This window comes from Massilia jejuensis, assembly GCF_042656795.1.
GTDB lineage: Bacteria > Pseudomonadota > Gammaproteobacteria > Burkholderiales > Burkholderiaceae_D > Telluria > Telluria jejuensis.
The window spans coordinates 73,979-99,907 of record NZ_JBHSMS010000053.1; the positions used below are offsets into that span (position 1 = coordinate 73,979).

At 68.4% G+C, this 25,929-nt stretch carries 19 protein-coding genes; 10 read left to right on the forward strand and 9 right to left on the reverse strand.

Translation table 11 applies throughout. From position 1 onward, the window contains the following. The first annotated feature begins 152 nt into the window (after window positions 1-152). From tssF to ACFPOU_RS16725, 4 genes are all read left to right on the forward strand, one after another. Complete coding sequence (tssF, locus tag ACFPOU_RS16710) at window positions 153-2,003, forward strand: type VI secretion system baseplate subunit TssF (RefSeq protein WP_379723601.1); 1,851 nt, start codon at window positions 153-155, stop codon at window positions 2,001-2,003. Continuing rightward, window positions 1,952-2,986 carry a type VI secretion system baseplate subunit TssG gene (gene tssG, locus ACFPOU_RS16715; RefSeq protein ID WP_379723604.1) on the forward strand — a complete coding sequence of 345 codons (1,035 nt, stop codon included), beginning with the start codon at window positions 1,952-1,954 and terminating at the stop codon, window positions 2,984-2,986. Before tssF ends, tssG begins: the two co-directional genes overlap by 52 nt. A 163-nt stretch (window positions 2,987-3,149) precedes the next feature. Beyond that, the gene (locus ACFPOU_RS16720; RefSeq protein WP_379723607.1) at window positions 3,150-5,606 is read left to right on the forward strand and encodes a heavy metal translocating P-type ATPase; all 2,457 of its coding nucleotides are present in this window, start codon (window positions 3,150-3,152) and stop codon (window positions 5,604-5,606) included. Window positions 5,607-5,819: 213 nt separating this feature from the next. After that, the gene (locus ACFPOU_RS16725; RefSeq protein WP_379723610.1) at window positions 5,820-8,501 is read left to right on the forward strand and encodes a bifunctional acetate--CoA ligase family protein/GNAT family N-acetyltransferase; all 2,682 of its coding nucleotides are present in this window, start codon (window positions 5,820-5,822) and stop codon (window positions 8,499-8,501) included. 39 nt (window positions 8,502-8,540) lie between these two features. Here ACFPOU_RS16725 and ACFPOU_RS16730 read toward each other — a convergent pair whose 3' ends face one another. Together ACFPOU_RS16730 and ACFPOU_RS16735 are read right to left on the reverse strand one after the other, a co-directional pair. Next, the gene (locus ACFPOU_RS16730) at window positions 8,541-9,791 is read right to left on the reverse strand and encodes a DEAD/DEAH box helicase (protein ID WP_379723613.1); all 1,251 of its coding nucleotides are present in this window, start codon (window positions 9,789-9,791) and stop codon (window positions 8,541-8,543) included. Between the two features lie 127 nt (window positions 9,792-9,918). Beyond that, complete coding sequence (locus ACFPOU_RS16735; RefSeq protein WP_379723616.1) at window positions 9,919-10,047, reverse strand: hypothetical protein; 129 nt, start codon at window positions 10,045-10,047, stop codon at window positions 9,919-9,921. A 165-nt stretch (window positions 10,048-10,212) separates the two neighbouring features. Here ACFPOU_RS16735 and ACFPOU_RS16740 point away from each other — a divergent pair, with 165 nt between their 5' ends. Then, entirely contained in the window at window positions 10,213-10,776 is a 564-nt protein-coding gene (locus ACFPOU_RS16740) for a hypothetical protein (protein ID WP_379723619.1), read from the forward strand. 103 nt (window positions 10,777-10,879) lie between these two features. Further along, window positions 10,880-12,184: an NAD(P)/FAD-dependent oxidoreductase gene (locus ACFPOU_RS16745; protein WP_379723622.1), complete on the forward strand. Its 1,305-nt coding sequence runs from the start codon at window positions 10,880-10,882 to the stop codon at window positions 12,182-12,184. Window positions 12,185-12,233: 49 nt separating this feature from the next. Here the strand turns inward: ACFPOU_RS16745 and ACFPOU_RS16750 are convergent, their stop codons facing one another. After that, window positions 12,234-12,950 carry a sensor histidine kinase gene (locus ACFPOU_RS16750; protein ID WP_379723625.1) on the reverse strand — a complete coding sequence of 239 codons (717 nt, stop codon included), beginning with the start codon at window positions 12,948-12,950 and terminating at the stop codon, window positions 12,234-12,236. A 162-nt stretch (window positions 12,951-13,112) separates the two neighbouring features. Between ACFPOU_RS16750 and ACFPOU_RS16755 the strand changes: the two genes are divergently transcribed. Next, window positions 13,113-13,577, forward strand: coding sequence for a hemerythrin domain-containing protein (locus ACFPOU_RS16755; RefSeq protein WP_379723628.1), 465 nt, complete (start codon window positions 13,113-13,115; stop codon window positions 13,575-13,577). 103 nt (window positions 13,578-13,680) lie between these two features. On the opposite strand, the gene ACFPOU_RS16760 is transcribed toward ACFPOU_RS16755, so the two are convergent. Further along, window positions 13,681-15,306 carry a response regulator gene (locus ACFPOU_RS16760; RefSeq protein WP_379723631.1) on the reverse strand — a complete coding sequence of 542 codons (1,626 nt, stop codon included), beginning with the start codon at window positions 15,304-15,306 and terminating at the stop codon, window positions 13,681-13,683. A 274-nt stretch (window positions 15,307-15,580) separates the two neighbouring features. Here ACFPOU_RS16760 and ACFPOU_RS16765 point away from each other — a divergent pair, with 274 nt between their 5' ends. Next, window positions 15,581-16,033: a hypothetical protein gene (locus tag ACFPOU_RS16765; RefSeq protein ID WP_379723634.1), complete on the forward strand. Its 453-nt coding sequence runs from the start codon at window positions 15,581-15,583 to the stop codon at window positions 16,031-16,033. 220 nt (window positions 16,034-16,253) lie between these two features. On the opposite strand, the gene ACFPOU_RS16770 is transcribed toward ACFPOU_RS16765, so the two are convergent. The 4 genes from ACFPOU_RS16770 to ACFPOU_RS16785 all read right to left on the reverse strand — a co-directional run bounded on the left by ACFPOU_RS16770 (window position 16,254) and on the right by ACFPOU_RS16785 (window position 22,138). Then, complete coding sequence (locus ACFPOU_RS16770; protein ID WP_379723637.1) at window positions 16,254-17,249, reverse strand: GGDEF domain-containing response regulator; 996 nt, start codon at window positions 17,247-17,249, stop codon at window positions 16,254-16,256. 136 nt (window positions 17,250-17,385) lie between these two features. After that, window positions 17,386-20,394, reverse strand: coding sequence for a PAS domain-containing hybrid sensor histidine kinase/response regulator (locus ACFPOU_RS16775; RefSeq protein WP_379723640.1), 3,009 nt, complete (start codon window positions 20,392-20,394; stop codon window positions 17,386-17,388). A gap of 197 nt (window positions 20,395-20,591) precedes the next feature. After that, window positions 20,592-21,401, reverse strand: a complete 810-nt coding sequence (locus ACFPOU_RS16780; protein WP_379723644.1) for a response regulator — start codon at window positions 21,399-21,401, stop codon at window positions 20,592-20,594. Between the two features lie 119 nt (window positions 21,402-21,520). After that, the gene (locus ACFPOU_RS16785) at window positions 21,521-22,138 is read right to left on the reverse strand and encodes a 2-hydroxychromene-2-carboxylate isomerase (RefSeq protein WP_379723647.1); all 618 of its coding nucleotides are present in this window, start codon (window positions 22,136-22,138) and stop codon (window positions 21,521-21,523) included. A gap of 538 nt (window positions 22,139-22,676) precedes the next feature. On the opposite strand from ACFPOU_RS16785, the gene ACFPOU_RS16790 reads away from it, so the two are divergent. Beyond that, on the forward strand, window positions 22,677-23,306 hold the full coding sequence (locus ACFPOU_RS16790) for a TOL_0243 family YfiR-like periplasmic protein (protein WP_379723650.1): 630 nt from the start codon (window positions 22,677-22,679) through the stop codon (window positions 23,304-23,306). Next, window positions 23,306-25,210, forward strand: coding sequence for a sensor histidine kinase, YfiR-like protein-associated (locus ACFPOU_RS16795; protein WP_379723653.1), 1,905 nt, complete (start codon window positions 23,306-23,308; stop codon window positions 25,208-25,210). Before ACFPOU_RS16790 ends, ACFPOU_RS16795 begins: the two co-directional genes overlap by 1 nt. 119 nt (window positions 25,211-25,329) lie before the next feature. Here the strand turns inward: ACFPOU_RS16795 and ACFPOU_RS16800 are convergent, their stop codons facing one another. After that, the gene (locus ACFPOU_RS16800; RefSeq protein ID WP_379723656.1) at window positions 25,330-25,869 is read right to left on the reverse strand and encodes an FxDxF family PEP-CTERM protein; all 540 of its coding nucleotides are present in this window, start codon (window positions 25,867-25,869) and stop codon (window positions 25,330-25,332) included. Window positions 25,870-25,929 lie beyond the last annotated feature (60 nt).

Genomic DNA, 25,929 nt, shown 5'->3' on the forward strand with positions numbered 1-25,929 from the left:
CTCCTCAATGCAAGCTCCAGACCGCACTTCTTCGACACGATCCATCCCATCCAACAACGGTTTTGCCGTCGAGGGATCGTTCTTATCGCCGATCAAATCCACAGCCGCGAGGCGATGGGAGCATAAGCGTTTCCAGCCAGCAAAGACAGCGTATGGATGAGCTTTTACGGTATTTCGAAGCGGAGCTGGGACTGTTCGGCGACTATGCGCGCGAATTTCGCCAGCGCTTTCCCAAGCCGGCCGGCGACTTGCACGTCGCCGGCGACAGCTACGACGATCCCGGCGTTGCCCGGCTGATCCAGTCGGTGGCACTGCTGAGCGCGCGGATTCACAAGCGGCTCGACGACGATTATCCCCAGTTCACCGAGGCCTTGCTCGAGAGCCTGTACCCGCATTACCTGCGCCCCTTGCCTTCGTATTCGGTGGCGCGGATCGTGGACGCCGGCCGCGACGCGGGCGAGTTCGCCGGCATCGCGCGCGGCACGGTGCTGCGCAGTACCCCGGTGGCGGGGACCGTCTGCCAGTTCCGCACCGTCTATCCCGTGCTCGCCGGCCCGCTACGCATCGCCCAGGCGGCCTTTTCGCTGCCCATCCATGCGCCACGCTGCGCCGCCTTGCCGCGCGGCGTCGGCGCCGCGGTGGCGATCACCGTGGAACTGAAGGGTTCGCTCGGCGGCCTGTGCGAACGCGGCCTGGGGCAAATCCGGCTGTTCGTCGACGGCGAGCCCGCGCTGCGCGCCGCCTTGCTCGACGCGCTGTTCATGCGCGCGCGCGCCGCCTGGGTCCAGGCCGATGGCAGCGACACGTGGCAAACCCTTGCCGCGATACCGCTGCGCCTGGCAGGTTTCGAGGACGACGAAGCCCTGCTGCCCGCGCCGGCGCGCGCACACCCGGCATTCCGCCTGCTGACCGAGTATTTCACCTATCCGGAAAAATTCCACTTCATCGACATCGACCTGCGCCACGCGGCACGCCTGCTGCCGCCCGGCTGCCGGCGCTTCACGCTGCACGTGGGGCTGGCCGGGATCGCCGCCGACGGCGATTGCGCGCGCCTGCTCGCGCCCTTGTCGGCGCGCCACCTGCTGACCGGCTGCACGCCCGTGGTCAACCTGTTTCGCAAGGCCGGCGACCCGATCCAGCTGACGCATGCCCAGGCCGACTATGCGCTCGCGGCCGACGGCGCGCATGCCGCCTCCTTCGACATCCACAGCATCGACAAGGTCCGCGTCGTGCGCGAGGCGCGCGGCAAGACCGCCGTGACTGAATTCGCGCCGCTGTATGCGGTGCGCCACGAGCAGGCCGGCGCGGCGGGGCGGTTCTGGGTGGCGCGGCGCGACGAGGCGCTGGCGCGGATCAGTCCCGGCCATGAACTCAGGCTGGCGCTGATCGACCCCGGTTTCACGCCGGACGAAGCGGCCAGCGCCACGATCTCCACGGAACTGACCTGTTCCAACCGCGACCTGCCCGTGCAACTGCGCATCGGCCAGGCGGCAGGCGACCTGCTGGCCGAATCGGCGATGGGGCCGGTACCCTTCAGCCTGCTGCGCAAGCCGACGCCGAGCTGGCGCCTGGCCGGCGGCGAGGGCGCCCACTGGTGCCTGATCGCGCACCTGTCGCTGAACCATGCCGGGCTGACGACCGCCGGGCTGCCCGACCTGCAGAAAATGCTTGCCCTGTACGACCTGCCGCGCTCGCCCAGCGCGCGGCGCCAGATCGCGGGCATCGTCAAGCTCGAACACGGCACCGTGCGCGCCTGGCTGCGCACGCGCCCGGTGTCCTCGCTGATGCCTGGCGTGGGCATCCGCATGACCGTCGACGAGGACGCCTTCGTCGGCAGCTCGCTCTACGTGTTCGCGCAGGTGATGGACCGCTATTTTGCGCTGAACAGCCAGCTCAACTGCTTCACGCGGCTCGCGATCGCATCGAGCCAGACCGGAGAGGAGATCCTCGCATGCGCCCCACGCACCGCCGAGAAGTTGCGAGCGTCATCGAGCGGCTGCTAGCGGCGCCGCAGGAGTTCAGCTTCGTGCAGGCGGTCTCGCTCCTGCTGGCCTGGCTGGCCGGGCAGGGCGTGTCCCCGGAACAGGGCTTGCGCGCTTGCCTGCGCTTTGAAAACAGCCTGTCGCTGGGCTTTCCGGCGTCCGAGATCGAAGCGATCGCGCACAGGCCGCCAGGCGCCGGCGGCGCCGCCGCGGAGCATCGCTTCACGATCACGCCCGCGTTCATGGGGCTGCTGGGCGTCCACGGCGCGCTCCCGCTGCATTTCACCGAACGCATCGCTGCCTGGCAGGGCACGCGCGACGACGCGGCGCCGCGCGCCTTTCTCGACCTGCTGTCGAACCGCATGCTGGCCCTGTTCTATCGGGCCTGGCTGAAATACCGGATCGGGCCCGCGGCCGGCGGCGCCGGGCTGCGCCCGCTGCTGCTGGCCCTGGCCGCTTGTCCCGCTCCCCCGCACGCGCTGCCGGAGAACCTGGCCGCGCATTTCGCGGGCCTGCTGCAACAGCGCCCGTGCTCGGGCGTGGCGCTGCAACGCATCCTGTCCGATTTCTTCGAGGTGCCGATCATGCTCGAGGAAGCGGTCGGGCATTGGGACCGGCTGCAGCCTTGCGAGCAGTGCGCGCTGGGCGTCAATGCCGAACTGGGAGAAAACGTCCTGCTGGGCGCGCGCAGCTGGCGCCCCGACCTGCGCGCCCGCCTGCGCATCGGTCCGCTCGACGCACGCGCCTTCGCGCGCTTTCTGCCCAGCGGCGAGGCCAGCGCCGCCATGCGCGCCATCCTGCGCAGCTTCGCCGAGCCGACGGTCGGCTTCGAAATCGAGCTGGTCCTGCGCGCCCGCGACGTGCGGCCGGTCTGCCTGGCCGGGCCCGGCGCCGGATTGGCACGCCTGGGGCGCGACAGCTTTCTCGGCGGCGCCGACGGCGGCGCCGACCGCGCCGACATGCGCTACCTCGTCATGCCGATGGCGCCGCTGGGCGCAGCCTGAACGCCGGTCACGGCCTTCCTTTGCCGGCGGGCCCGGCGACATGGCCCTACAATAGCGAACGGCACTCCATGCGCCGCCCGCCCGCCACGGCGCCGCAACGGTAGGCGCTTGACCTTCCCACGATGGTAAGCCCTATCCTGCATGGAACGAATGAGAGGACCCCATGGACAACACCATCGACCGGCTTGCCAGCCCCGCGCGGGCGAGCTTTGATATTTCCGGCATGACCTGCGCCTCCTGCGTGGCGCGTGTCGAGAAAGCGGTGCGCGCGGTGCCTGGCGTGCGCGAGGCGAGCGTCAACCTGGCGACCGAACGGGCCAGCGTGCGCGGCACGGCGGCGCCCGGCGCGGTGGTGGCCGCCGTGCGCGCCGCCGGCTACGAGGCCCGCGCCACGGCCGCGGCAGGGGCCGCGGCCGCGGGCAGCGCCGCGGCATCCTGGCACCAGGTGGCGCTGGCGGCCCTGTTCACGGCGCCGCTGGCCGCGCCCATGGCCGCCCAGCTGTTCGGCGCCGACTGGTCGCTGCCGGGCTGGGTGCAGTGGCTGCTGGCTACGCCGGTGCAGTTCTGGCTGGGGGCGCGCTTCTACCGCGCCGGCTGGAAGGCGCTGCGCGCCGGCAGCGGCAACATGGACCTGCTGGTGGCGCTCGGCACCAGTGCCGCCTACGGGCTGTCGCTCTATCTGTTGCTGCGCGGCGGCGCGCACGGCGCCGCGCACCTGTACTTCGAATCCTCGGCAGTCGTCATCACCCTCGTCCTGCTTGGCAAGTGGCTCGAAGCGCGCGCCAAGGGGCAGACGGTGGCAGCCATCCGCGCGCTCGAAGCGCTGCGCGCGGACGAGGCGGTGGTGCGGCGCGGCGGCGTCGACACGACCGTCGCGCTCGATGCGCTGCGCGTGGGCGACTTGCTGGTCGTGCGGCCCGGTGCGCGGCTGGCCGCCGACGGCCGCGTGGTCGACGGACGCAGCCACGTGGACGAGTCGCTGCTGACCGGTGAGAGCCTGCCGCTGGCCAAGGCACCGGGCGCGCGCGTGACCGGCGGCGCCGTCAACGGCGAGGGCCTGCTGCTGGTCGAGGTGACGGCGGTCGGCGCGGCCACGCTGCTCTCGAAGATCATCCGCCAGGTCGAGGACGCGCAAGCCGTCAAGGCGCCGGTCCAGCGCCTGGTCGACCGCGTGAGCGCGCTGTTCGTACCGGTCGTGCTGCTTGTCTCGCTCGCGACCCTGCTCGGCTGGGGCCTGGCGACCGGGGACTGGCAGGCGGCGCTGCTCAACGCGGTCGCGGTACAGGTGATCGCCTGTCCCTGCGCGCTCGGCCTGGCGACGCCGACCGCGATCATGGTCGGCACCGGCGCCGCGGCGCGCCACGGCATCCTGATCCGCGACGCCGAGGCGCTCGAACGCGCGCACGCGGTCGACACCGTCGTCTTCGACAAGACCGGCACCCTGACCGAAGGGCGCCCGCGCGTGGTGGCGGTGGAGGGCGCCGACGCGGCGCTGGTGGCGACCCTGGCCGGCGCCGTGCAGCGGCACAGCGACCATCCGCTGGCCCATGCCGTGGCCGCGTACGTGCGCGAGCACGCCCTGGTCCTGCCGGCGGCGGGCGACGCCCAGGCCGTGCCCGGGCAAGGCGTGCGTGCCGTGGTCGGCGGCGTCCCGGTGTATCTTGGCAATGCCGCGCTGATCGAGCAATTGCATGGCGAGCCCGGGCCGCTGCGCGCCGCGGCCGCCCGCCACGAGGCCGACGGGCGCACGGTGTCGCTGCTGGCGCGCGGCGCGCCCGGCGCCATCGAGGTGCTCGGCCTGCTTGCCTTCGGCGACCGCATCAAGGACAGCGCCGCCGAAGCGGTCGCACGCCTGGAAGCGGCCGGCGTGCTCACGATGCTGCTGACGGGCGATAATGGGGGGGCGGCGCGGGTGGCGGCCGCGGCGCTCGGCATCCGCGACTACCGCGCCCAGGTGCTGCCCGGCGACAAGGCCGACGTGGTGCGCGCCGCCATGGCGCAGGGACGCACGGTGGCCATGGTCGGCGACGGCATCAACGACGCGCCGGCGCTGGCCGCGGCCGATGTCGGCATCGCGATGGCGGGCGGCACCGACGTGGCGATGCATACGGCCGGCATCACCCTGATGCGCGGCGATCCGCGCCTGGTCATGGACGCGATCGACATCTCGCGCCGCACCTGGCGCAAGATCCGCCAGAACCTGGGCTGGGCCTTCGTCTACAACCTGGTCGGCATTCCGCTGGCGGCCTTCGGCCTGCTCAATCCGATGCTGGCCGGCGCGGCGATGGCCTTGAGTTCCGTGAGCGTGGTCGCCAATGCGCTGCTGCTGCGCAGCTGGCGGCCGGCGCGGCCGGCGGTGTCAACCGTTCCAACCGGCGCGATGCCGGCCCCTCGATCGACTGGAGAAGAGAAAATGCTTGAATTGACCGTGGAAGGCATGAGCTGCGGCCACTGCGTGGCGCGCGTGACCAAGACCGTGCAGGCACTGGACCCGGCTGCGCAGGTGCAGATCGACCTGGCGACGAAGAACGTGCGCATCGACAGCAGCGCCGGGCTCGAGCGCATCGCGGCGGCGATCGACGCGGCCGGCTATCCGGTGACGGCGCGCTCGGCAGCATGAGCTAGCCTGGCCCCGGGCGCCGGCACGGCGCGGGCGCCGCTGTTCAGTGCGCGCCGCGGCGCCTGCCCGCGGTATCCTTCGACAAGGGCAGCAAGGCCCGGGACACGTGCGCGCGCCCGCTGCCGCAGCGCCGTGCACGTCATCGTCGAAGGTGGAGGTCAGATTGCCGTTCCGTCCAGCGCATCCGCAACGCAATTCCCATAGGGCCGGCCGATGAGCGTGCGCAACCTCGTGAAGCTGTTCGCCCCGCGCTCTATTGCGCTGATCGGCGCTTCGGACCGTCCCGGCAGCCTGGGCGCGACCGTCTTGCATAACCTGGTCGGCGGCGGCTTTCGCGGCGCCATCCATCCCGTCCATCCCACGCGCACGGAACTGGCCGGCTTGCGGGTCGTCGCCAGCGTGGCCGAGCTGGCGGCGGCGCCCGACCTGGCCGTCATCTGCACGCCGCCGGCCACGGTGCCCGGCATCATCGGCCAGCTCGGCGAGCGGGGCACGCGCGCGGCGGTGGTGCTCAGCGCCGGCCTGGCGCAGGCGCGCGACGAACGCGGCCGATCGCTCAAGCAGGCGATGCTGGACGCGGCCCACCCCTACCTGCTGCGCATCCTCGGGCCGAACAGCGCCGGCCTGCTGGCGCCCGGCCTGGGCCTGAACGCCAGCGTCGCCCACAGCGGCGCGCTGCCCGGACGCATCGCCTTCGTCTCGCAATCGGGCGCGCTGATGACCGCGGTGCTGGACCGGGCGCGTTCGCGCGGCATCGGCTTCTCGCACATCATCGCGCTCGGCGATTCGGCCGACGTCGACCTCGGCGACGTGCTCGACTACCTGGCCAGCGACGGCGAAACCGCCTCGATCCTTTTGTATGTGGAACACCTGCGCTATGCGCGCAAGTTCATGTCGGCCGCGCGCGCGGCGGCGCGCAGCAAACCGACCCTGGTACTGAAAGCCGGACGCGTGCCGGCCAACGTCCGCGCCGCCGCCAGCGAAAGCGGGGCCCTGGCCGGCCTGGACGACGTGTTCGACGCCGCCATCCGGCGCGCCGGCATGCTGCGCGTGTTCACCACCGAACAGCTGTTCGCGGCCGTCGAGACCCTGGCCCACGCGCGCCCGCTGCACGGCGAGCGCCTGGCCATCGTCGCCAACGGCGCCGGGCCCGGCGTACTGGCCTTCGACGCGCTCGTGTGCGGCGGCGGCAGCGCGGCGGTGCTGGCGCCGGCCACGCTCGAACGCCTCGACGCCGTGCTCGCACCGGGCGGCACGCGCGCCAATCCCCTCAACCTGCAGGGCGACGCCGCATCCGAACGCTACGCCCGGGTGCTCGAGATCCTGCTGCGCGACGACGGCCTCGACGCCGTGCTGGTCGTGCACGCGCCCAACGCCAGCGTCGACAGCGCCGACGTCGCGCGCGCGATCGCGCCCATCGCGCAGGGCGCGTCGCGCAACGTGCTCTCGTGCTGGCTCGGGGGCGATTCGGTCACGGCCGCGCGCGAGATCGCGTCCGGCGCCGGCATGCCCACCTTCGACACGCCCGAAGACGCGGTCGCCGGCTTCCTGCAGATCGTCCACTACCGCCAGAATCAGAACCTCTTGATGCAGGTGCCGCCCTCGGTCTCGGGCATTCCCGCCAGCGAGCGCGGCGCCGCGCGCGCCCTGGTGCGCGGGGCCCTCGCCGCCGGGCGCTACCTGCTGTCCGATCCCGAGACCAAGGCCATCCTGCGCGCCTACGGCATGGACCTGGTCGAAACGCGGGCGGCCGCCAGCGTCGACGAGGCCGTCGTCGCGGCGCGCGCCATCGGCTTTCCGGTGGCGGTCAAGATCCTGTCGCCGGACGTGATGCACAAGTCCGATGTCGGCGGCGTCGCGCTCGACCTCGACTCCGAGCAGGCCGTGCGCGCCGCCGCCCAGCGCGTGCGCAAGCGCCTGGGCGAACTGCGCCCGGACGCGCGCTTCGAGGGCTTTTCGGTGCAGGCGATGGCGCGCCGTCCCGAGGGCCACGAGCTGATCCTGGGCGCGGCCACCGACCCGGTCTTCGGTCCGGTGATCCTGTTCGGCCAGGGCGGCATCGCGGTGCAGGTGGCGGACGACCACGCCGTCGCGCTGCCGCCGCTGAACGCGGTGCTGGCGCGCGACATGATCGACCGCACCCGCGTGGCGCGCCTGCTGGCCGGCTACCGCAACCGCCCGCCGGCCGACATGGACGCCATCGTCGCGGCCCTGGTGCAAGTCTCGCGGCTGGTCTCGGACATTCCGGAAATCGTCGAACTCGACATCAACCCGCTGCTGGCCGACGCCAGCGGCACCATCGTCCTCGATGCGCGCATGCGCCTGGCGCTGGCCGACCATTCCGCCAGCACCCTCGACCGGCTCGCGATCCGGCCCTATCCGCGCGAGCTGGAAGAGACCATCGAGTTCGGCGGCGCGCCCCTGCTGCTGCGGCCGGTGCGGCCCGAGGACGGTCCGGCCCACCTGCGCTTTTTCGATGCGCTCACGCCCGACGACGTGCGCTACCGCATGTTCGTGCGCATCCGCGAACTGCAGCCCTCGCAGCTGGCGCGCTTCACCCAGATCGACTACGACCGCGAGATGGCCTTCATCGCCACCCGCGGCGGGCCCGACGGGCTGCCCGAGACGCTCGGCGTGGGACGGGTGGTGGCCGATCCGGACAATGTCAGCGCCGAATTCGCGGTGACGGTGCGCTCGGATCTGAAGGGGATGGGGCTGGGACGGATCCTGATGCAGAAGCTGATCGACTACTGCCGCCTGCGCGGCACGCGCGAGATCGTGGGCGAGGCGCTGCCGCAGAACACGCGGATCATCGGGCTGGTGAAAAAGCTGGGCTTCGAGGTGCAGCCGGCCGGGGAAGAGGGGGTACGCAGCTTCAAGCTGGTGTTGCGATGAAATAAAATTTCATCAAGCGCCGCTTATTGTCATATTATTTCATGCGCGCCGGAAGCGCACGTCCTCGCTGACGACCTTCGCCTCGCCCTTCGGCTTTTTCGGCTTCTTCGGCTTCTTCACCACCTGGCCACTGGCATTCGTCTCCGGCACGCGGTGTTCCGGCACGAAGCCCGGCTCCTCGACACGGCGCAGGCTCTGCCCGGTCAGCTGCTCGATCGCCGCCAGCTGGGTCACCTCGTCGGCGCACACCAGCGAGACCGCTTCGCCCGAGGCCCCGGCGCGGCCGGTGCGGCCGGTGCGGTGGACATAGTCCTCGGCCACGATCGGCAGATCGATATTCACCACCACCGGCAGGTCGTCGATGTCGAGCCCGCGCGCGGCGACATCGGTCGCGACCAGGATCTTCACTTCGCCCGCCTTGAAGCGTTCGAGCGCGCGCAGGCGGGCCGGCTGCGGCTTGTCGCCGTGGATCGAATCGGCGCCGATGCGCCTGGAATGCAGCAGTTCCACCAGTTCGTCGACCCCGCGCCGCGTTTTCACGAACGCCAGTACCTGGCCCCAGCCGTGCCGCTCCAGCAGGTGCATGAACAGTTCGGGCTTGCGCTTCTTGTCGACCGTGACCGCCCACTGCCTGATGGCTTTCACCGTCGTGTTGCGCGGCGCGGTCTCGATGCTGACCGGGTCCTTGAGCAGCTTGTCGGCCAGGGCCCGGATCGGGTCCGAGAAGGTGGCCGAGAACAGCAGGGTCTGGCGTAATGGGGGCAGGGCGGCGAACACCTGGTCGAGCTCGCGCGAGAAACCCAGGTCGAGCATGCGGTCGGCTTCGTCGAGCACCAGCATCTGCACGCCGTTGAGCTTGAGCGCGTTCTGGCGCTGCAGGTCGAGCAGGCGGCCGGGGGTGGCCACCAGCAGGTCGAGGCCCTTACGCAGCCGCATCATCTGCGGATTGATGCTCACCCCGCCATAAGCGACCATCGTGCGCAGCGGCAGGCCGGCGCCGTAGGCCTTGAAACTGGCATGCACCTGTTCGGCCAGTTCGCGCGTGGGCACGAGCACCAGCGCGCGGGTCGAATTGCTGGCCACGCGGGTCGCTTCCATGGTCAGGCGCTGCAGGACCGGCAGCGCGAAGCCGGCCGTCTTGCCGGTGCCGGTCTGGGCCGCCGCCATGACGTCGCGCCCGGCCAGCACGGCGGGGATCGCCTGGGTCTGGACCGGGGTCGGTTCGGTATAGGCGAGGGTGGCGAGGGTGCGCGTGATCGGGTCGATCAGGCCTAGCGAGGAAAACGACATGGCAGCCTTGGAGCGAAATGAACAGCCGACAGTTTACCCTGCACGGCGTGCGGGTGCAGATTTCATGCAGCGGGGCGGGCATGGGCGAGCGCATGCCGCCCACGGCCAGGGCAGGCTGCGGACGGCCCTAGAAATCGATGCAGCAGACCAGCGGCGTCGCCGCGATCGGCTTGACGGGTTCCGGGCGGTCCTTGCAGGCGCTGGCGAGCAGGCAGGCAAGGACCATGGCGCCGTAGCGCAGGACACGTGTGTTCATGGCGATTCCTCCTTCGGGTCCATGATAGCGGGGTTTGGTGCCGGCGCGCGCCCGTCTGCCGCCATCGGACCGGGCGAGGCATATTGTAAATATGTGTTGCAGCGAACAAAGTTTCTGCGCAGAAGCTGCTACAGTCGGTACAAGACTACAATCAGAGGACCCATCATGAAATCCCCCCTCCTTACCCTGTTGTTCGGCGCCGCGCTCGGCGCCGCGGCCGTGCCCGCACTGGCCCAGACGAATGTCAGCATCAACATCGGCCAGCCCGGCTTCTACGGCCGCGTCGAGCTGGGCGACTTCGCTCCGCCGCCCGTGGTGTACGTCCAGCAGCCGGTGATCGTGCGCGAAGTGCGCCATGTGTACAGCGAGCCGGTCTACCTGCGGGTGCCGACGAAGCACCGCAAGAACTGGTCGCGCTATTGCGACCGCTACGACGCCTGCGGCCGTCCCGTGATGTTCGTGCGCGACGACTGGTACACCGACACCTATGCGCCGCGCTACCGCGAGCGCCACTACGCGCCGCGCCCGGTCGTGCGCGAAGTGCGCGAGGTGCGCCACGTGGTGCACCATGTCGATTACGATGACCGGCGCGAGCGCCGCGAGCGTCACGACAGGCACGACAAGCACGACAAGCACGACAAGCACGACAGGCACGACAGGCACGACAGGCACGACAAGCACGACAAGCATGGCAAGGGCCACGGCAAGGGCCACGGCCGCGACGACTGAGCGTCGGGGCGGGTCCGTTTCACACAGATAATTCCTGCTGGGTGTACACTTGTCATGTAGCCAATAGCCGGGGCGGCCGGCGGCGCAACGAACGGAGGGTGGTTTGCAAAGCGAAATAGTGATCGTGGGTGGCGGGGCGGGCGGATTGGAACTGGCCTGCAAACTTGGACGCAAGCTCGGTCCGTCGAAAGTATTGCTGGTCGACTCGCGGCTCTACCATATCTGGAAACCCTCTCTGCACGAGGTGGCCGCCGGCACGCTCGACATCCACCAGGAGGGCCTGTCCTACCAGATGCTGGCCCACGATAACGGTTTCACCTTCGTCTACGGCCCCATGACGGGGCTCGACCATGGCGCGCGCCGCCTGACGGTGGGCGCCGTAAACGCCCCCGACGGCGAAGAGGTCCTGCACGAGCGGCGCATCGATTTCGGCTCGCTCGTCATCGCAGTCGGCAGCACCTCCAATTATTTCGGCGTGCCCGGCGCGCGCGAACACACCATCTCCCTGAACGCCACCGAGGACGCCGAGCGCTTCCGCCTGCGCCTCCTGCGCCTGATGGCCATGGCCGAACAGGCACGCGAGGAGCGCAGGGACGCCGATGCGGCGCTCGACGTCGTCATCATCGGCGGCGGGGCGACCGGCGTCGAACTGGCGGCCGAACTGCGCGAAGCCTCGGGCGTGTACGCCACCTACGGTTTCTCGCGCCTGCAGGTCAAGCGCGACGTGCGCATCACCCTGCTCGAAGGCGCGCCGCGCATCCTGGCACCGCTGCCGGAGCGGGTCGCCAACGCCGCGCTCAAGCTGCTCGACGAGCGCGGCATCCGCGTCGTCAGCAATTGCCGGGTCATGAAGATCGACGCCGAGCGCGTGATCGACGCCGACGGCAACGTCTATCCGGCCAGCATGTGCGTCTGGGCCGCGGGCATCCGCGCGCCGGAATTCCTGAGCACGCTCGGGCTGCCGGTCAACAAGGGCGGCCAGATCGAGGTCGACGGGAGCCTGGCGGTCAAGGGCGTGCCCGGCGTGTATGCGCTGGGCGACTGCGCCGCCTGCATCGACGCCTCCGGCAAGCCGGTCCCGCCGCGTGCCCAGGCGGCGCACCAGCAAGCCGAGTACCTGCTCAAGCAATTTTTGCGCCGCTTCGCCGGCAAGCCGCTCGACACCAGGCCCTACCGCTACCGCGACTACGGTTCGCTCGTCTCGCTGGGCAAGTCGACCAGCGTCGGCAGCCTGATGGGCTCGCTAAGCGGGGCCAGCTGGTTCGTGGAAGGCATGATGGGGCGGCTGATGTACACCAGCCTGCACCTGATGCATCACCAGGCGGTGCTGGGATCGATTCGCACCGGGGTGCTGGCGGTGGCGCGGTTCCTGATTCGCCGCACGACGCCGCTTGTGAAACTGCATTGAGGGGGCGGGCGTTGCCGCGCCCCTGGGGCCCGGCAACGCCCGCCAGCCGTCACTGGTCTTGCGCGCGCGGCAGGATCATGGTCAAGGCTGTTCCGCCTTCATCGAGCGGCGCCAGCTTCACGGTTCCGCCCAGCGCCCGGGCCCGCTCGCGCAGCAAACGCAAGCCATGGCATTGCAGCGACTCCGGCGCCGCCGGGCAGGCCAGGCCCGCGCCGTCGTTACGCACCGTCATCATCAACTGCTCGCCGTCGTCGTCGAGAATCACGTCCACCGTGCGCGCCTTGCCGTGGTCCAGCGCATTGCGCAAGCCTTCCTCGGCACAGCGCAGCAGCGCCACGCCCTGGGCGCGCGGATAGGCTTCGTCGTCGTCCGGCAGGCTCACGCGCGCCGTGATGCCGTGCTCCTGGCCGAACTCGCTCACCAGTTCCGCCAGCGCCGCCTTGATGCCCAGGAACTCCAGCTTGTCGTTCCAGAGCGTCAGCTGGACCGCGCGGTTGGTGTCGATGATGCCGCTGAGCAGGCTCTTCATCTGGCCCGCACGGTCGATCGCCTTCGGATCGGTCAGCCCTTTCGACAGCAGCCCGAGGTGCATGGTCAGCGCCGTCATCGAGGAGCCGAGACTGTCGTGCAGTTTGCGCGCGAGCAGGCGCCGTTCGTCGTCCCAGCAGCTCATCAGGTGGGCGACCAGCTCGGTCAGTGCGGCGGTGCGTTCGGCAACCTGCCGTTCCAGTTCCGGGTCGAGGTGGTGCGGGTCCGGTGCGGTCATCGTGGGCTCGGTTGAATGTTTCCCAAATCATACAGCAGCTTCGCACCGGAAGCGCGCACGCCGCCCCGTCTCCGTGCGCTGCCGAACGGTAGGCCGCGCCGATTGCGACGATGCTGGAGGCCTGGACATCTTATTCAATACAAAAACTTTCAGGGAGTTCCCATGCCTAGAACCAATGGACAAATCGATGCCGTCGACCTGCTGACGCAGCAGCACCGCGAAGTGAAGGACATGTTCGATCGCTTCGAGAACATGACCGACCGCGCCAAGGTGAGCAAGAAGAAGCTGGCCGACGAGATCTGCAACGCGCTGATCATGCATGCCACGATCGAGGAAGAGATCTATTACCCGGCCACGCGCGAAGCGAGCGAGGAAACCGAAGACATGGTCGACGAGGCCGTGGTCGAACACGCGTCGGCGAAAAACCTGATCGCGCAGATTCTGGAGATGGACCCGGGCGACGACCTGTACGACGCCAAGGTGAAGGTGCTGGGCGAGCTGGTCGAGCACCACGTCGAGGAAGAGGAGAAGGAAATGTTCCCGAAGACGCGCCAACTCAAGCTGGACCTGGTGGCCCTGGGCCGGGAAATGCAGGCGCGCCAGCAGGAAATCGAAGCCTCGCAGTAAAACCGGCGTCATCCCGCCGCAGGTTCGGCGGTCGGTAGACGACAGCGAGGGACAAATGAAAACGGCGCCGCGGCGCCGTTTTCGTCGGTGTTCCTGAGCCGGCTCAGCCCGCCGCTGCGGGCAGGGGCGCCGGTTCGCCCAGCGCGCCCAACAGCTGGGCGATATCCACCGGTTTCACGAGGTGCATGTCGAAACCCGCTTCCAGCACGCGGCGCTGGTCTTCGGCCAGCCCGTAGCCGGTCAGGGCGATCAGGCGCATGGCGCTGGTGGCCGGATTGGCGCGCAGGCGGCGCGCCACCTCGTAGCCGTCGATGCCGGGCAGGCCGATGTCGACCAGCGCCACGTTCGGCAGGTGCGCCGTCGCCAGCGCCACGCCGTCGAGGCCGTCGGCCGACTGCAGGACCGGATAACCGTACACGTCGAGCATGGTCGCCATCATCTCGCGGCCATCGTCGTTGTCTTCGATCAGGAGCACGGCCGGCTTGCTGGCCGCTTCGGCCGCCACCGCATGCGGCCTGGCCTCGGCCAGGATCGCTTCGGCGCTTGGCAGGCGGATCGTGAAGGCGCTGCCTTCGCCGGCGCCGTTACTGGTGGCGCTGACGCTGCCGCCATGCAGCTCGACCAGGCGGCGCACCAGCGACAGGCCGATGCCCAGGCCGCCTTGTGCGCGGTCCAGGCTGATCGAGCCCTGGACGAAGACGTCGAACACGTGCGGCAACAGGTCGGGCGCGATGCCGACGCCGGTATCGCGCACGCACAGCAGCACTTCCTCGCCTTCGAGCGCGATCGTGATGTCGATCGTGCCGCCGGCCGGAGTGTACTTGAGCGCGTTGTCGATCAGGTTGGTGGCGATCTGTTCCAGGCGCGTCGGGTCGCCGTCGACCCAGTTCGGGGCCAGGTCGACGTTGATCCGGTAGCCGCCGGTGCGGCCGGTGGCGCGGAAGGTGTCGAGGCAGGCGCCCACCAGGCTGGCCATGTCGACGGGCTTTCTTGCCAGCAGAATCTTGCCCGACATCGCGCGCGAGAGGTCGAGCAGGTCGTCGACGATGCGCGACAAGTGCTGGGTCTGGCGCTGGATGATCTGGCGTGCGCGGCTGGCCATCTCGGCGTGCGCGCCCGGCATGTCGATCAGGGCGGCGGCGCTGGAAATGGCCGACAGCGGATTGCGCAGCTCGTGGCCGAGCATGGCGAGGAATTCGTCCTTCGCATGGCTCTTGGCCTCGGCGGCCTGGCGCTCCTCGATCTCGCGCATCAGGCGCTCGTTGGTGCCGGTCAGCTCGAGCGTGCGCTGCGACAGCTTTTCGGTCTGGCGGCGCAGCTGCTCGTTCTTGTTGGCCAGGGCCACGAACACCGACACCTTGGCGTGCAGGATCTGCGGAATGACGGGCGTGAACAGGAAGTCGGCGGCACCGCGCTGGTAGGCCTTGAGGCGGTCGATCTCGTCGGCCAGGAAGGCGGTCACGAAGATGATCGGGATGTCGGCAGAGCGGGCGCGCTGGTGGATCGCCTCGGCGGTCTCGAAGCCGTCCATGCCGGGCATGTTGACGTCGAGGATGATCACGGCGAAATCGTGCAGCAGCACCTGGCGCAGCGCTTCCTGGCCGGAACGCGCGGACATGACCTTGTAGCCGGTCTCGTCGGCCCATTGGTCGAGCAGGCTGCTCAGCGCGAGCAGGCTTGCAGCATCGTCATTGACGACCAGAATTTTTGGTTTGTCGGTAGTTGGCACGTCGTTCCTGCTGCGTTCGTCGTAAGGAGCCAAAATTCTGCGGGACTGAAAGGATAGCAGAGAGCCTTTGTTTTCCAAAGTAAAGACATAAACTAACGGCCCTCCGGAGCTGGAGAATGATATCACGGCAATTTCCAGTGTCTAAGGGCAATCGTGCGCAGTGTTGCGCGTTCGCCAGCGCACATACTTGACCAGCGTGCCATGCGATAGTGGAACCGTGCCCAGTACAACTATGTCGAAGTGGGGCAGGCGGCTTACTTACGAGGACAAAAAAATGAATATCAGTAAAATTGTTAACGAGCAGTTTCATGGCAAATCGCTGCGCGAACTGGTGGATTGTCCGCTGACGGCTCTGTGCGGCATCGATGAGAGCCAGGCCAAGGCCTTGCAGGAAGCCTTCAACATCAAGACGATCGGCCAGCTGGCCCAGCTCAAGGTCATCAGCTACGCGGTCGCCATTGAAATGATGGCCAGCGCCGAGCGGCCGTCCAGCGCCGACACGGCCAGCGAAACCCTGCTCGACGAAGCGGTCGAGATGACCTTCCCGGCCAGCGATCCGATTTCGGTCGATTCCGGCATCACCCGCATCGAGGTCGCCCCGGACAAGGTGGAGGCGGCGCGCGACCACCAGAACGCAGCGGCGATCGCTGCGCACAACGAGCAAGCCTGCGGACAGACCAACGTCGGCAACCCGCGCATCGGATCGAAAGATATCGGCTCGGCTTGATGGCCTGACCGGGTGGCGCCGGCAGGCGTGCCCAAGAAGACGGCGCCCGTACCCGCAGGAATGCGGGACGGGCGCCGTTGTCGTCAGGACGGGTTCTCGATCGCAGGCGGCACGACAGCGGCCGGTCGGCATTGGACGCCCGGTCGGCTTGCACCGTGCATAGGCAAAAGGCCCGGTCCATGTACTGGAACCGGGCCTTGTGCGACACCTCGAACGACGCTTAGCGGTGCGGCACCAGCTCCGGCACGCCTTGCTTGGCCGGCGTCTTGACTGCGGCGCCCGTCGGCGCGGTGCCCGTCGAGCAGTACCGGTTCTTGCCGGCGCGCTTGGCTTCGTACAGGGCGTAGTCGGCAATGCTGATCAGGGCGTCGACCGATTCTGCGTCGTCCGGGTAGATGCTGATGCCGATCGAGGTCGACAGGCGCAGCGTCAGGTCGTTGATGAAGAAAGGCTCGACCAGGGCATCGACCAGCTTCGCGGCCGGCCCCTGGGCGTCGGCCAGGCTGTGGATGTCGCCCAGGACGACCATGAACTCGTCGCCGCCGAGGCGTGCGACCGTGTCTTCCTTGCGCGACGAGGCCAGCAGGCGTTGCGACACCATTTTCAGGATCTCGTCGCCGTAGGCGTGGCCGTAGGTGTCGTTGATCGCCTTGAAGCCGTCCAGGTCGAGATACATGATCGCTGCCTTGGCATGGCTGCGGTTGGCATGCTGCAGGGCCGTTTCGATGCGGTCTTCCAGCAGGCGCCGGTTCGGCAGGCCGGTGAGGGCGTCGTGCAGCGCCAGTTCCTGCTGCGCACGGCTGTACTGGGCCAGTTCCTTGTAGAGCAGGCGTACTTCGAGCATGTTGTGGATGCGCTTGTGCACTTCCAGCAAGTCGAAGGGTTTGCTGATGAAGTCGCGCGCACCCGCTTCCAGGGCCGCGATCTTGAAACTCGGCTGGGCGGTGAGGGCCAGCACCGGGAGGTAGCCGCCTTTTTCGATTTCCTTCAAGCTCTTCATGACCTGGAAACCGTTCAGACCCGGCATCTGCAAGTCGAGCAGGATGAGATCGTAGTTGTGCTCGCGGTGCAGCGGGCAGACCTGCTCCGGCTCCATGGTCGAGCTGACGTTCGCATAACCCTCTTCGCGCAATATCTCTTCCATCAATTCGATATTGTCTGGAGAGTCGTCCACGACCAGGATCTTGGCGTTCAAAATTTCTTGTCTACTCGGCATGCTTTTTCTCGTCGAAATAGGTACTGGAAGGAAACTACTTTGTTTCTACAGGATCCAACTTTCCCACTTCAATTAGTCTAACAAAGCCCAAAGAATTTCTTGTAGGACAGCGCCGCGTGGAATAGTAGGAACTTCATTAACGCTGGCGCCCCGTGCGCGGGCGCACCAGCGAGCCTACTACATCGATCAATTCACTCGGCTCGACGGGCTTCGAGATATGCGAGGAAAAACCCGCTTCCAGGGCGCGCAGGCGGTCTTCCGACCGCGCGAACGCCGTCAGGGCGACCGCCGGCAACAGTCCACCATTGTTGCGCGGCAATTTCCTTACCCAAGACAATAACTCAAAACCATCGACTTCGGGCATGCCGAGATCGCTGATGAGCAGGTTCGGCATGTCCGCCTGCAAGGCCGCGAAGGCCTCGCGCGCGCTGGCCGCGATGCGCACCTTCGCATGGCAGTCGGTAAGGATGCGCGCGATCAGTTCGCGCGCGTCGCGGTCGTCGTCGACCACCAGTACCGACACCCCGGCCAGGTCGCGCAGGGTAAGGTCGGGCGCGGCCGGCGGCGTGGCGCCGAGGATCATGGCGGCGCGGCGCTCGGCGCGGGTCGGCGCCTTGGCCAGCGGCAGCTCGAACGCGAAGCTCGCTCCCTGTCCTTCACCCGCGCTCTCGGCGCGCACCGTGCCGCCGTGCTGCTCGATCAGGTGCTTGACGATCGCCAGTCCCAGCCCGAGCCCGCCATGGCGGCGTGTCATCGAGGCATCGGCCTGGCGGAAGCGCTCGAACACGTGGGTGATGAACTCGGGGCGGATGCCGGCGCCGGTATCGCGCACCGTCACCACCACCGAGCCTTCGCCCGGGCTGAGCTCGACCGTGACGAGGCCGTCGCGCGGCGTGAACTTGATCGCATTCGAAAGCAGGTTCCACACGACTTGCTGCAGGCGCGCCGGATCGCCCGCGATCATGCCCGGGTTCAGCGCGAAGCGCTTCTCGATGCGGATGTTCTTGGCATCGGCCGCCGGGCGCACGGTTTCGATGGCCGCGTCCAGGAAGCCCTGCGGATTGAGGCTCTGCATGTCGAGCAGTACCTTGCCCGAGGTGATCCGGCTCATGTCGAGCAGGTCTTCGATCAGCTGGGCCTGGGCGCGGGCGTTGCGTTCGATCGTCTGCAGGCCGCGCTGCAGGTCGGCCTCGTCCTTGCCGCCGCGGCGCAATACCTGGGCCCAGCCGAGGATGGCCGAGAGCGGGGTACGCAGTTCATGCGACAGGGTGGCCAGGAATTCGTCCTTCATCTGGCTCGAGCGCTCGGCCTCGGCGCGCGCCTCGCGCTCGCTCTCGAGCAAGACCTTGCGTTCCTCGGCCGCCTGCTGGGCCGCTTCGTACAGGCGCGTATTGTCGAGCGCGACCGCGGCCTGGGCGGCGATGCCGCGCACGATGCGCTCGGTACGTTCGGTAAAGATGCCCGGCTCGGGGTGGCCGAAGAACATCGTGCCCAGCACTTCGCCGGAACCGGCCGTGACCGGCACGGCGAGATAGCTGCGCACCGTCGGCTGGCCCGAGAGCAGGCTGAACTGCGTGGGACTGCGGCCGTAGCGCGGGTCGTCCATGATGTCGCTCGAGCGGATCACCCCGGCGCCGCGGAAGGCGGGACCGAACAGGGCGCTGGCCTGAGGCTCGCCGAAACTGCGGAATTCGTTGGAGGTGCCGCCCGAGAGCGTGTACAGCGAGAAGCGCGGTCCTTCGCTTTCCTTGCCGTGATAGAAGAAGGCGCCGAAGCGCGCGCCGGCGATGCCGCTGGCGGCGTCGGTCGCCACCTGCAGCAGCGAGCGCAGGTCGCGCGTCGAGGCCAGCGCACTGCCGGTGTTGTTGAGCAGCTCGAGCACTTTCGATTCCTCGCGCAAGGCCTGCTCGACACGCTTGACCTGGTCGACGTCGGTATTCGTGCCGAACCAGCGCACGACCTTGCCGTTGCGGTCGCGCACGGCGTTCACCCGCGTCAGGTACCAGCGGTACTGGCCGTCGGCGCCACGGATCGGAAATTCCATCTCGAAGGGCTCGCCGCTGTGGATCGAGGCGCGCCAGTGCTCGAGCATGGCGGGCAGGGCGTCCGGCTCGACCGTGTCTTGCCAGCCCCAGCCGCTGGCCAGTTCGGGGGTGGTGCCGGTATACTCGTACCAGCGCTCGTTGAACCAGACGATGGCGCCGTCGGCCTGGGCCATCCAGGCCAGCTGCGGGATGGTGTTGGCCAGCGCGCGCAGCACTTCTTCGCTCTGGCGCAGGCTGTCTTCGGCATTCTTGCGCAAGGAAATGTCCTGCATCACGCCGGCCATGCCGGTAACGCTGTCGCGCCGGCTCGCATCGGCGTAGTCGGCGCGTCCGACCAGGGCAATCCAGCGCACCTGGCCGCCGTCCGGCAGCAGGCGGCATTCGATGTTCAGGTCGCTGTGCGACGCGAACGCCTGCAGCACTGCGCGGCGCACGGCCGCGCGGTCCGGCACGTCCAGGCGCGCCCGCAGTTCGGGCCAGGCGATCGGGGTTTCCGGGGCCAGGCCGAGGATCTCGGCGGCGCGCTCGCCCAGGTTGACGCGGTCGCTGCCGGCGTCCCAGCGCCAGTCGCCCAGGCGCCCGGCGGCAAGCGCCACCTGCAGTCGGCTATTGCCCTCGACCAGGGCTTGCTGGTCGGCGCGGCGCCGTGTGATGTCGTGGAAATACAGGGTCAGGCCATCGGGCGACGGGTACATCCGCGCCTCGATCCAGATCGCCAGGCGCGGATAGAAGAATTCGCGGCTGCCGGTCTGGCGCGTGCTCATCGCACGCTCGAGTTCGCTGGCCAGGTTGGTGCCCGCGAGCTCTTCGAATTCGTCCCACAGGCGCCTGCCGAGCAAGCCTTCGCGCGACTTGTTGAGCGGCGCCAGCAACTGCAGGGCGCGTCCGTTGACATAGGTGATGCGCCAGTCGAAGTCGACCGCGCAGAAGGCATCGGTCAGGCTTTCGAGCATGTTTTCCATGCGTTCGTTGGCCTGGCGCAGCGCTTCCTTGGCGGCCATCAGCTCGGCTTCGGCCTGCTGGCGCGCAGCCAGCACGGTCGAGGCCGTGTGGTTGCCGGCCGTGGACATCGCTTCGGGCTCGGGGCGGTTGTCGCTCACGCAGCGCCTCCGGCGGGCAGGGCGCAGCGGGGGAGCGGCAGGCGGATCGATGCAGACACCGTCATGGAAAGCCGGGCGCACGCCAAGGCGGGGCCGATGCACGGGACCTGGCGCTGGCGCCTGGCCGCGCGCGTGGACGCGGCACCCGGCCCTGCGAGCCTGGGGGTCGGGGTTGGCGGCACACGCGTCGACGCCACTCAGCTGCCCGCCCGCAGCGCGCTGGTGACCTGGCCAAGCGCGTCCTGCAGCTGGTCGAGCTCATACGGCTTTTGCAGCGACTGGTAGGGAAAGTCGAGATGGCGCAGCAGCATGTCGCCGTAGCCCGATGCGAAGATCACTTTCAGGTGCGGATAGCGTTCCAGCGACAGGCGCGCCAGGTCCACGCCCGACATCCCAGGCAGGCTGACGTCCGTAAACAGCACGTGGTAGCGGCGCGCCGCCAGATGCGCCAGCGCGTCGTCCGGATGGGCCACGCCGTCGGCGTCGTAGCCGAAGGCCTTGAGCATCTCGCAGACCAGGTATTGCGAATCGAGATTGTCCTCGACCACCAGGATGCTGAGGGTGCCGGCCGGTTCGCCCGGCGCGGCCTGCTCCGGCTCGGCCACGGCCAGCGCGCACAGCACGCCGTCGGCGCCGACCGGGGTGAAATGCAGGTCGAAGCGGGCCTGGCCGGCACCGAAATTGACGGTCGCCCCGCTCACCAGCACCGGTTCGCCGCGGCGCGCGGCCGCCAGCGCCGCGCCGGCCGCCGCGAACGGCGGCGGCAGCACGGCCGGCACCGAGCCGCCCGGCACGCGGCTCAAGCCGGGGCCGGCGAGTGCGCCATAGGCTTCGTTGCACAGCACGATCGGCTGCTCGCCCCAGGCCAGCAGCATCGGCAGCGGCGTGTTGAACATCAGGTCGGCGGCCAGGCGCAGCGGCTGCGGCCAGAGCGCAGGCTCGCCCAGCGCGCTGGCGCTCCAGTCGTAGGATGAAACGGTGCGGACGGCGTTACCGGAAGCGAGCATGAGAAGCGGCCTGTTGTGTATTCGAAAACATGGCCGAATCGTACACTAATTGCCTACCCTGTGTCGGCGCGTTGAAGCGCGCCCCGTGGCGGGCGGCGATTCGGATGCGCCCGCGGTCTTCAGGGTGGGGCGGCGGCCAGCGCAATGGCGTCCTCCAGCCGGTCGTTACCCCAGAACATTTCGTTGCCCACGAAAAAAGTCGGCGCTCCAAAAATGCCGCGCGCCGACGCGCTCTCGGTATTGGTGCGCAAGCGCAGCTTGTTGTTTGGCGCCACGGCGGCGTCGAGGACGGCCTGCGGATCGGATACCAGGCCGGCCAGCGCTTCGGCCACGGCGGCCGGGTCGTCGATCTCGCGGTCGCGCACCCAGTTTTGCTGCATCACGCGGCGGCAGAAGTCGCCGATCCAGGGTTCGTCCATGCCCAGCGCGGCCACGCGCATCGGCAGCACGGCGGCGCGCGGAAAGGCGCTCGGGCGGCGCCATGGCAAGCCGTACTTGGCCGTCTGGCGCTCCATGTCGCGCCACATGTAGCGGCCTTTGGCGCCCTGCAGGACGAACGGCGAGTTGTTCCAGCCCAGTTCGCGGAAGATCGGGGCGAGCAGGAAAGGACGCCACAGCACGGTCACGCCGGCGGCGCCGGCCAGGGCGGCGATGCGCATCGCCGCCAGATAGCTGTAGTTGCTGCCGAATTCGAACCAGAATTCGATCGGCTGATGCGGGGCGGCAGGCAGGGTCAACTTGGTCTCCCGGAGAACGCCAGGGCGGCGCCGGCAATCATGACAGCAATCGGACGGGACTGGCGTAAAAAAAAACCCGCTCAGGAGAGCGGGCTGAATCTATTTCCGGAAAGGAGATAGAGGAGACAAGAAGAATTATGCTGCAACGCAATGCAAAATTCCAATTTAGAATCCTGATGACAGTCATTGATGTCGCTTATGGCCTGCGCACAGGCGCACGCGAATGTGCATCGCTTGGTGCATTGAGGAAAATGTTTTACCATGACATATGTCATTAAACAATTCATCGCGCTGCAATACGGATATTCGAGACGCGACGCTGTCCTGTGCACGCCGGGCAGGCGGTGCAGGGCTGCGCCTGCGCGGGCATGGCGGATCCGGCTGGCCGGCCTGCCCCGGCCGGTCGTGCCGGGTATTATGCGTCCGATGCGTCCGATGCGTCCGTGCGGGCGCTCGTGCAAAGCCTGGCGAACCGGGTGTGCGCCGGGCGATCGCGCGCCGCGGTCCTGAGTGCGGACCGCACATTTAATCCCGGCCCATGATGCGACACCGCTTTTCCCGCACCCTGCAGCTGCCCTGGTCCGCGCCTGCGCGCCGGCGCATGGCCGGCTGCTTGGTCGGCTGGGCGCTGGCGGGCGCGGCGCCGTGCACGGCCGCGGCCGTGCCGGCGGCGCCGCCGGTGGCGCAAGGCGGTTCCAGCCAGGCGCTCGAGCGGCGCGTGAAGGCCGCCTTCCTGTATAAATTCCTTGGCTATGCCGACTTTCCGGCCGCCGCCTTCGCCGACAGCACCGCGCCGGTGGCGATCGGCGTGGTCGGTTCCGACGAGATGGCGGCCGAACTGGCGCGCGTGGTGGCGGGACGCCAGGTGCGCGGCCGTCCGATCGTCGTGCGCGCCCTGCGCGAGGGCGAGCAGGTCCAGGTGCACCTGCTGTTCGTGGCCGGCGCCGACAGCACCCGCGCGGCGCGCATCCTGCGGGCGGCGCCGGCGGCCCTGCTGCCGGTCACCGAGTGCGAACACGGCCTGCAATTTGGCAGCGTCATCAATTTCAGGATTATCGAGGAGCGGGTCCGTTTCGACGTCTCGCTCGACTCGGCAGAGAGGAACAACGTGAAACTCAGTTCGCGCCTGCTTACGGTCGCCAACCGCGTGGTGAAGGGAACCAGCTGATGCAGTCGCGCAGGCATTCCCATGACGGCGGCACGGTCCGCAGCAAGCTGGTCAAAATGGCCGTTTTCACGACGCTGGCGGCGCTCTTCTCGGCCTCGGTCGCCATGCTCCTGCTCGACCTGCGCACCTTCCAGCGCTACTGGGTCGACGATCTGACCACCCAGGCCGGCATCATGGCCAGCGTCACCGCGCCGGCCCTGGCCTTCAACGATGCCGCCACGGCCCAGCAGCAGTTGTCCGTACTGCGCGCGCGGCCGCAAATCCTGGCCGGCGCCGTCTATGCGAACACGGGCGCGCGCTTCGCCACCTATGTCCAGGCGGGCCTGGAGCAGACGCTGCCGCCGCGCCCGCAGGCGCCCGGCTACCGCATCGAGCGCGGCGAACTCGAGGTCTGGCACGGCATCGTCGAGAACGGCGAAGCGGTGGGAACCGTCTTCCTGCGCTCGCGCTACGGCCTGGTCGACCGCCTGCTGAACTACGGCGCCATCCTCGGCGGCGTGATGCTGGGCGCGCTCGTGATCGCGGCCCTGGTGGCTTCGCGCCTGCAGGCCGCGATCACCCGTCCGCTGGAAGCGGTGACCAACGTGGCGCGCCAGGTGATGCAGCAACGCGACTTCACCCTGCGCGTGCCGGGCAATGACAGCGGCGAGATCGGGGTGCTGGTCGAGGCCTTCAACGACATGCTGGCCGAGATCGGGCGGCGCGCCGAGGCCTTGCAGGCGGCCAACCGCACCCTCGAACACGAGATGGACGTGCGCCAGAAGGCCGAGGATGCGCTGATCGTGGCCGACCGCCGCAAGGATGAATTCCTGGCGACCCTGGCGCATGAGCTGCGCAATCCGCTGGCGCCGATCCGCACTGGCCTGGACATCCTGCGCATTCGCAGCGGCGACGCCCAGGCCACCCAGCGTGCGACCGACATCATGGAGCGCCAGCTGCGCCAGATGGTACGCCTGGTCGATGATCTGCTCGACGTCTCGCGCATCAATACCGGCAAGTTCGCCATCAAGATGGGCCGCGTCGAATTGAAGGCGGTCGTCAACGACGCCATGGAAGTGGTGCGCTCCTATATCGAGCTGCATGGCCACGAACTGGCGATCGACTTGCCGGACCGCCCGGTGTTCCTGCACGGCGACGCCACGCGCCTGGCGCAGATCCTGTCGAACCTGCTCAACAACGCCGCCAAGTACACCAACCGCGGCGGGCGCGTCACCCTGACCGCGCGGGTCGAGGAAAAGACCCTGGTGCTGGAAGTGATGGACACGGGTATCGGCCTGGCGCCCGAGATGCTCGACTCGGTGTTCGACATGTTCGTGCAGGTCGACTCGACCCTGGAACGCACGAACGCCGGCCTGGGCGTGGGCCTGTCGCTGGCGCGCAAACTGGTCGAGCTGCACGGCGGCACAATCGCCGCAGCCAGCGAAGGCCTGGGGCGCGGCAGCCGTTTCACGGTGCGCCTGCCGATCGTGGTCGAGCCGGAACTGCCGACCAAGCCGACGCCGGCTGCCTTCATGAGCACCGAGACCTACCGCATCCTGCTGGCCGACGACAATGTCGACTTCGTCAACAGCATCGGCGCGCTGCTGACGGCGATGGGCCACAGCGTGGTCATCACCCACAACGGTCCCGACGCGCTGGCGGCCGCGGCGCGCTTCTGTCCGGACTACGCCTTCCTCGACATCGGCCTGCCGCAAATGTCGGGCTACGACCTGGCGCGCGGCATCCGCGGTCTTTCCTGCGGTCCGATGACGGTGCTGATCGCGGTCACCGGCTGGGGCCAGGAAAAAGACCGCCAGCTGGCCTTCGAGGCCGGGTTCGACCACCACATGGTCAAGCCGGTGCGCTTCGAGCAGATCGAGGAAATCCTGGGCAACCGCAGCCTCATCAAGAAGCTGCGGACCTGAACGCGGGACGGGAGCACTGCGCAGCGAAACTGCGGCGGGAACGCATGCGCTCCCGGCGCAGCAAGCCGTGCTAATGGACGGGCTTGTCCGGCGCATGCGGCTTGTTCGGCTTGTTTCCCTTATTTGGCCTTCCTGCGCCGTGCCAGGAAGCCCAGGATGCCCAGTCCACCCAGCATCATGCCGTAGGCCTCGGGTTCGGGCACCGGCACGAGCATCATCGCCCCGCCGAACGATGCGCCGTCGTCCGAAACGATCGTCCCGTTCACGCGGATGTAATAGTCGCCCGCGCTGAGGTTGCCCCCGGCGACCGACCACACATCGGTCGCGCCGCTTTGCAACGATGTGCCCTGGCTGAGCAGGGTATCGTTGCCGTTGAACAGCCACAGGCCCGTGATGTCGAGGCCGATGTTCCGGTCGCGGCTGATCGACGCGACGATGGCATCGAGGTTCTGGCCGATGGTGCCGGTCACGGTGAAGGTAAAGCGGTCGGCGAAGGTGTTGCCGCTGTTGCCGGCGTCGAAGCTGTCACCGAAAAAAGAGGCATTGTCGACCAGGTCGAGGGCTTGTGGCGGGCTGCCGACATCGTTTTGCGCCCACGCGGACGGGGCACCGAATGACGCGCTTGCCAACACCACTGCAGCTAGTAACGATTTTTTCATAACGTCCTCTCGCGAAATCAGCCGCGTCCTGCGGCCGGGTTATGGCAATCGGGGACTTCA

Excerpts from the sequence above, each read along its gene's own strand:
- ACFPOU_RS16795 (WP_379723653.1), top strand. The coding sequence starts at position 23,306 with ATGCAGTCGCGCAGGCATTCCCATGACGGCGGCACGGTCCGCAGCAAG.
- ACFPOU_RS16800 (WP_379723656.1), bottom strand. The coding sequence starts at position 25,869 with ATGAAAAAATCGTTACTAGCTGCAGTGGTGTTGGCAAGCGCGTCATTC.
- ACFPOU_RS16770 (WP_379723637.1), bottom strand. The coding sequence starts at position 17,249 with ATGCCGAGTAGACAAGAAATTTTGAACGCCAAGATCCTGGTCGTGGAC.
- ACFPOU_RS16780 (WP_379723644.1), bottom strand. The coding sequence starts at position 21,401 with ATGCTCGCTTCCGGTAACGCCGTCCGCACCGTTTCATCCTACGACTGG.
- tssG (WP_379723604.1), top strand. The coding sequence starts at position 1,952 with ATGCGCCCCACGCACCGCCGAGAAGTTGCGAGCGTCATCGAGCGGCTG.
- ACFPOU_RS16730 (WP_379723613.1), bottom strand. The coding sequence starts at position 9,791 with ATGTCGTTTTCCTCGCTAGGCCTGATCGACCCGATCACGCGCACCCTC.
- tssF (WP_379723601.1), top strand. The coding sequence starts at position 153 with ATGGATGAGCTTTTACGGTATTTCGAAGCGGAGCTGGGACTGTTCGGC.
- ACFPOU_RS16765 (WP_379723634.1), top strand. The coding sequence starts at position 15,581 with ATGAATATCAGTAAAATTGTTAACGAGCAGTTTCATGGCAAATCGCTG.
- ACFPOU_RS16725 (WP_379723610.1), top strand. The coding sequence starts at position 5,820 with ATGAGCGTGCGCAACCTCGTGAAGCTGTTCGCCCCGCGCTCTATTGCG.
- ACFPOU_RS16750 (WP_379723625.1), bottom strand. The coding sequence starts at position 12,950 with ATGACCGCACCGGACCCGCACCACCTCGACCCGGAACTGGAACGGCAG.
- ACFPOU_RS16790 (WP_379723650.1), top strand. The coding sequence starts at position 22,677 with ATGATGCGACACCGCTTTTCCCGCACCCTGCAGCTGCCCTGGTCCGCG.
- ACFPOU_RS16735 (WP_379723616.1), bottom strand. The coding sequence starts at position 10,047 with ATGAACACACGTGTCCTGCGCTACGGCGCCATGGTCCTTGCCTGCCTG.
- ACFPOU_RS16755 (WP_379723628.1), top strand. The coding sequence starts at position 13,113 with ATGCCTAGAACCAATGGACAAATCGATGCCGTCGACCTGCTGACGCAG.
- ACFPOU_RS16740 (WP_379723619.1), top strand. The coding sequence starts at position 10,213 with ATGAAATCCCCCCTCCTTACCCTGTTGTTCGGCGCCGCGCTCGGCGCC.
- ACFPOU_RS16720 (WP_379723607.1), top strand. The coding sequence starts at position 3,150 with ATGGACAACACCATCGACCGGCTTGCCAGCCCCGCGCGGGCGAGCTTT.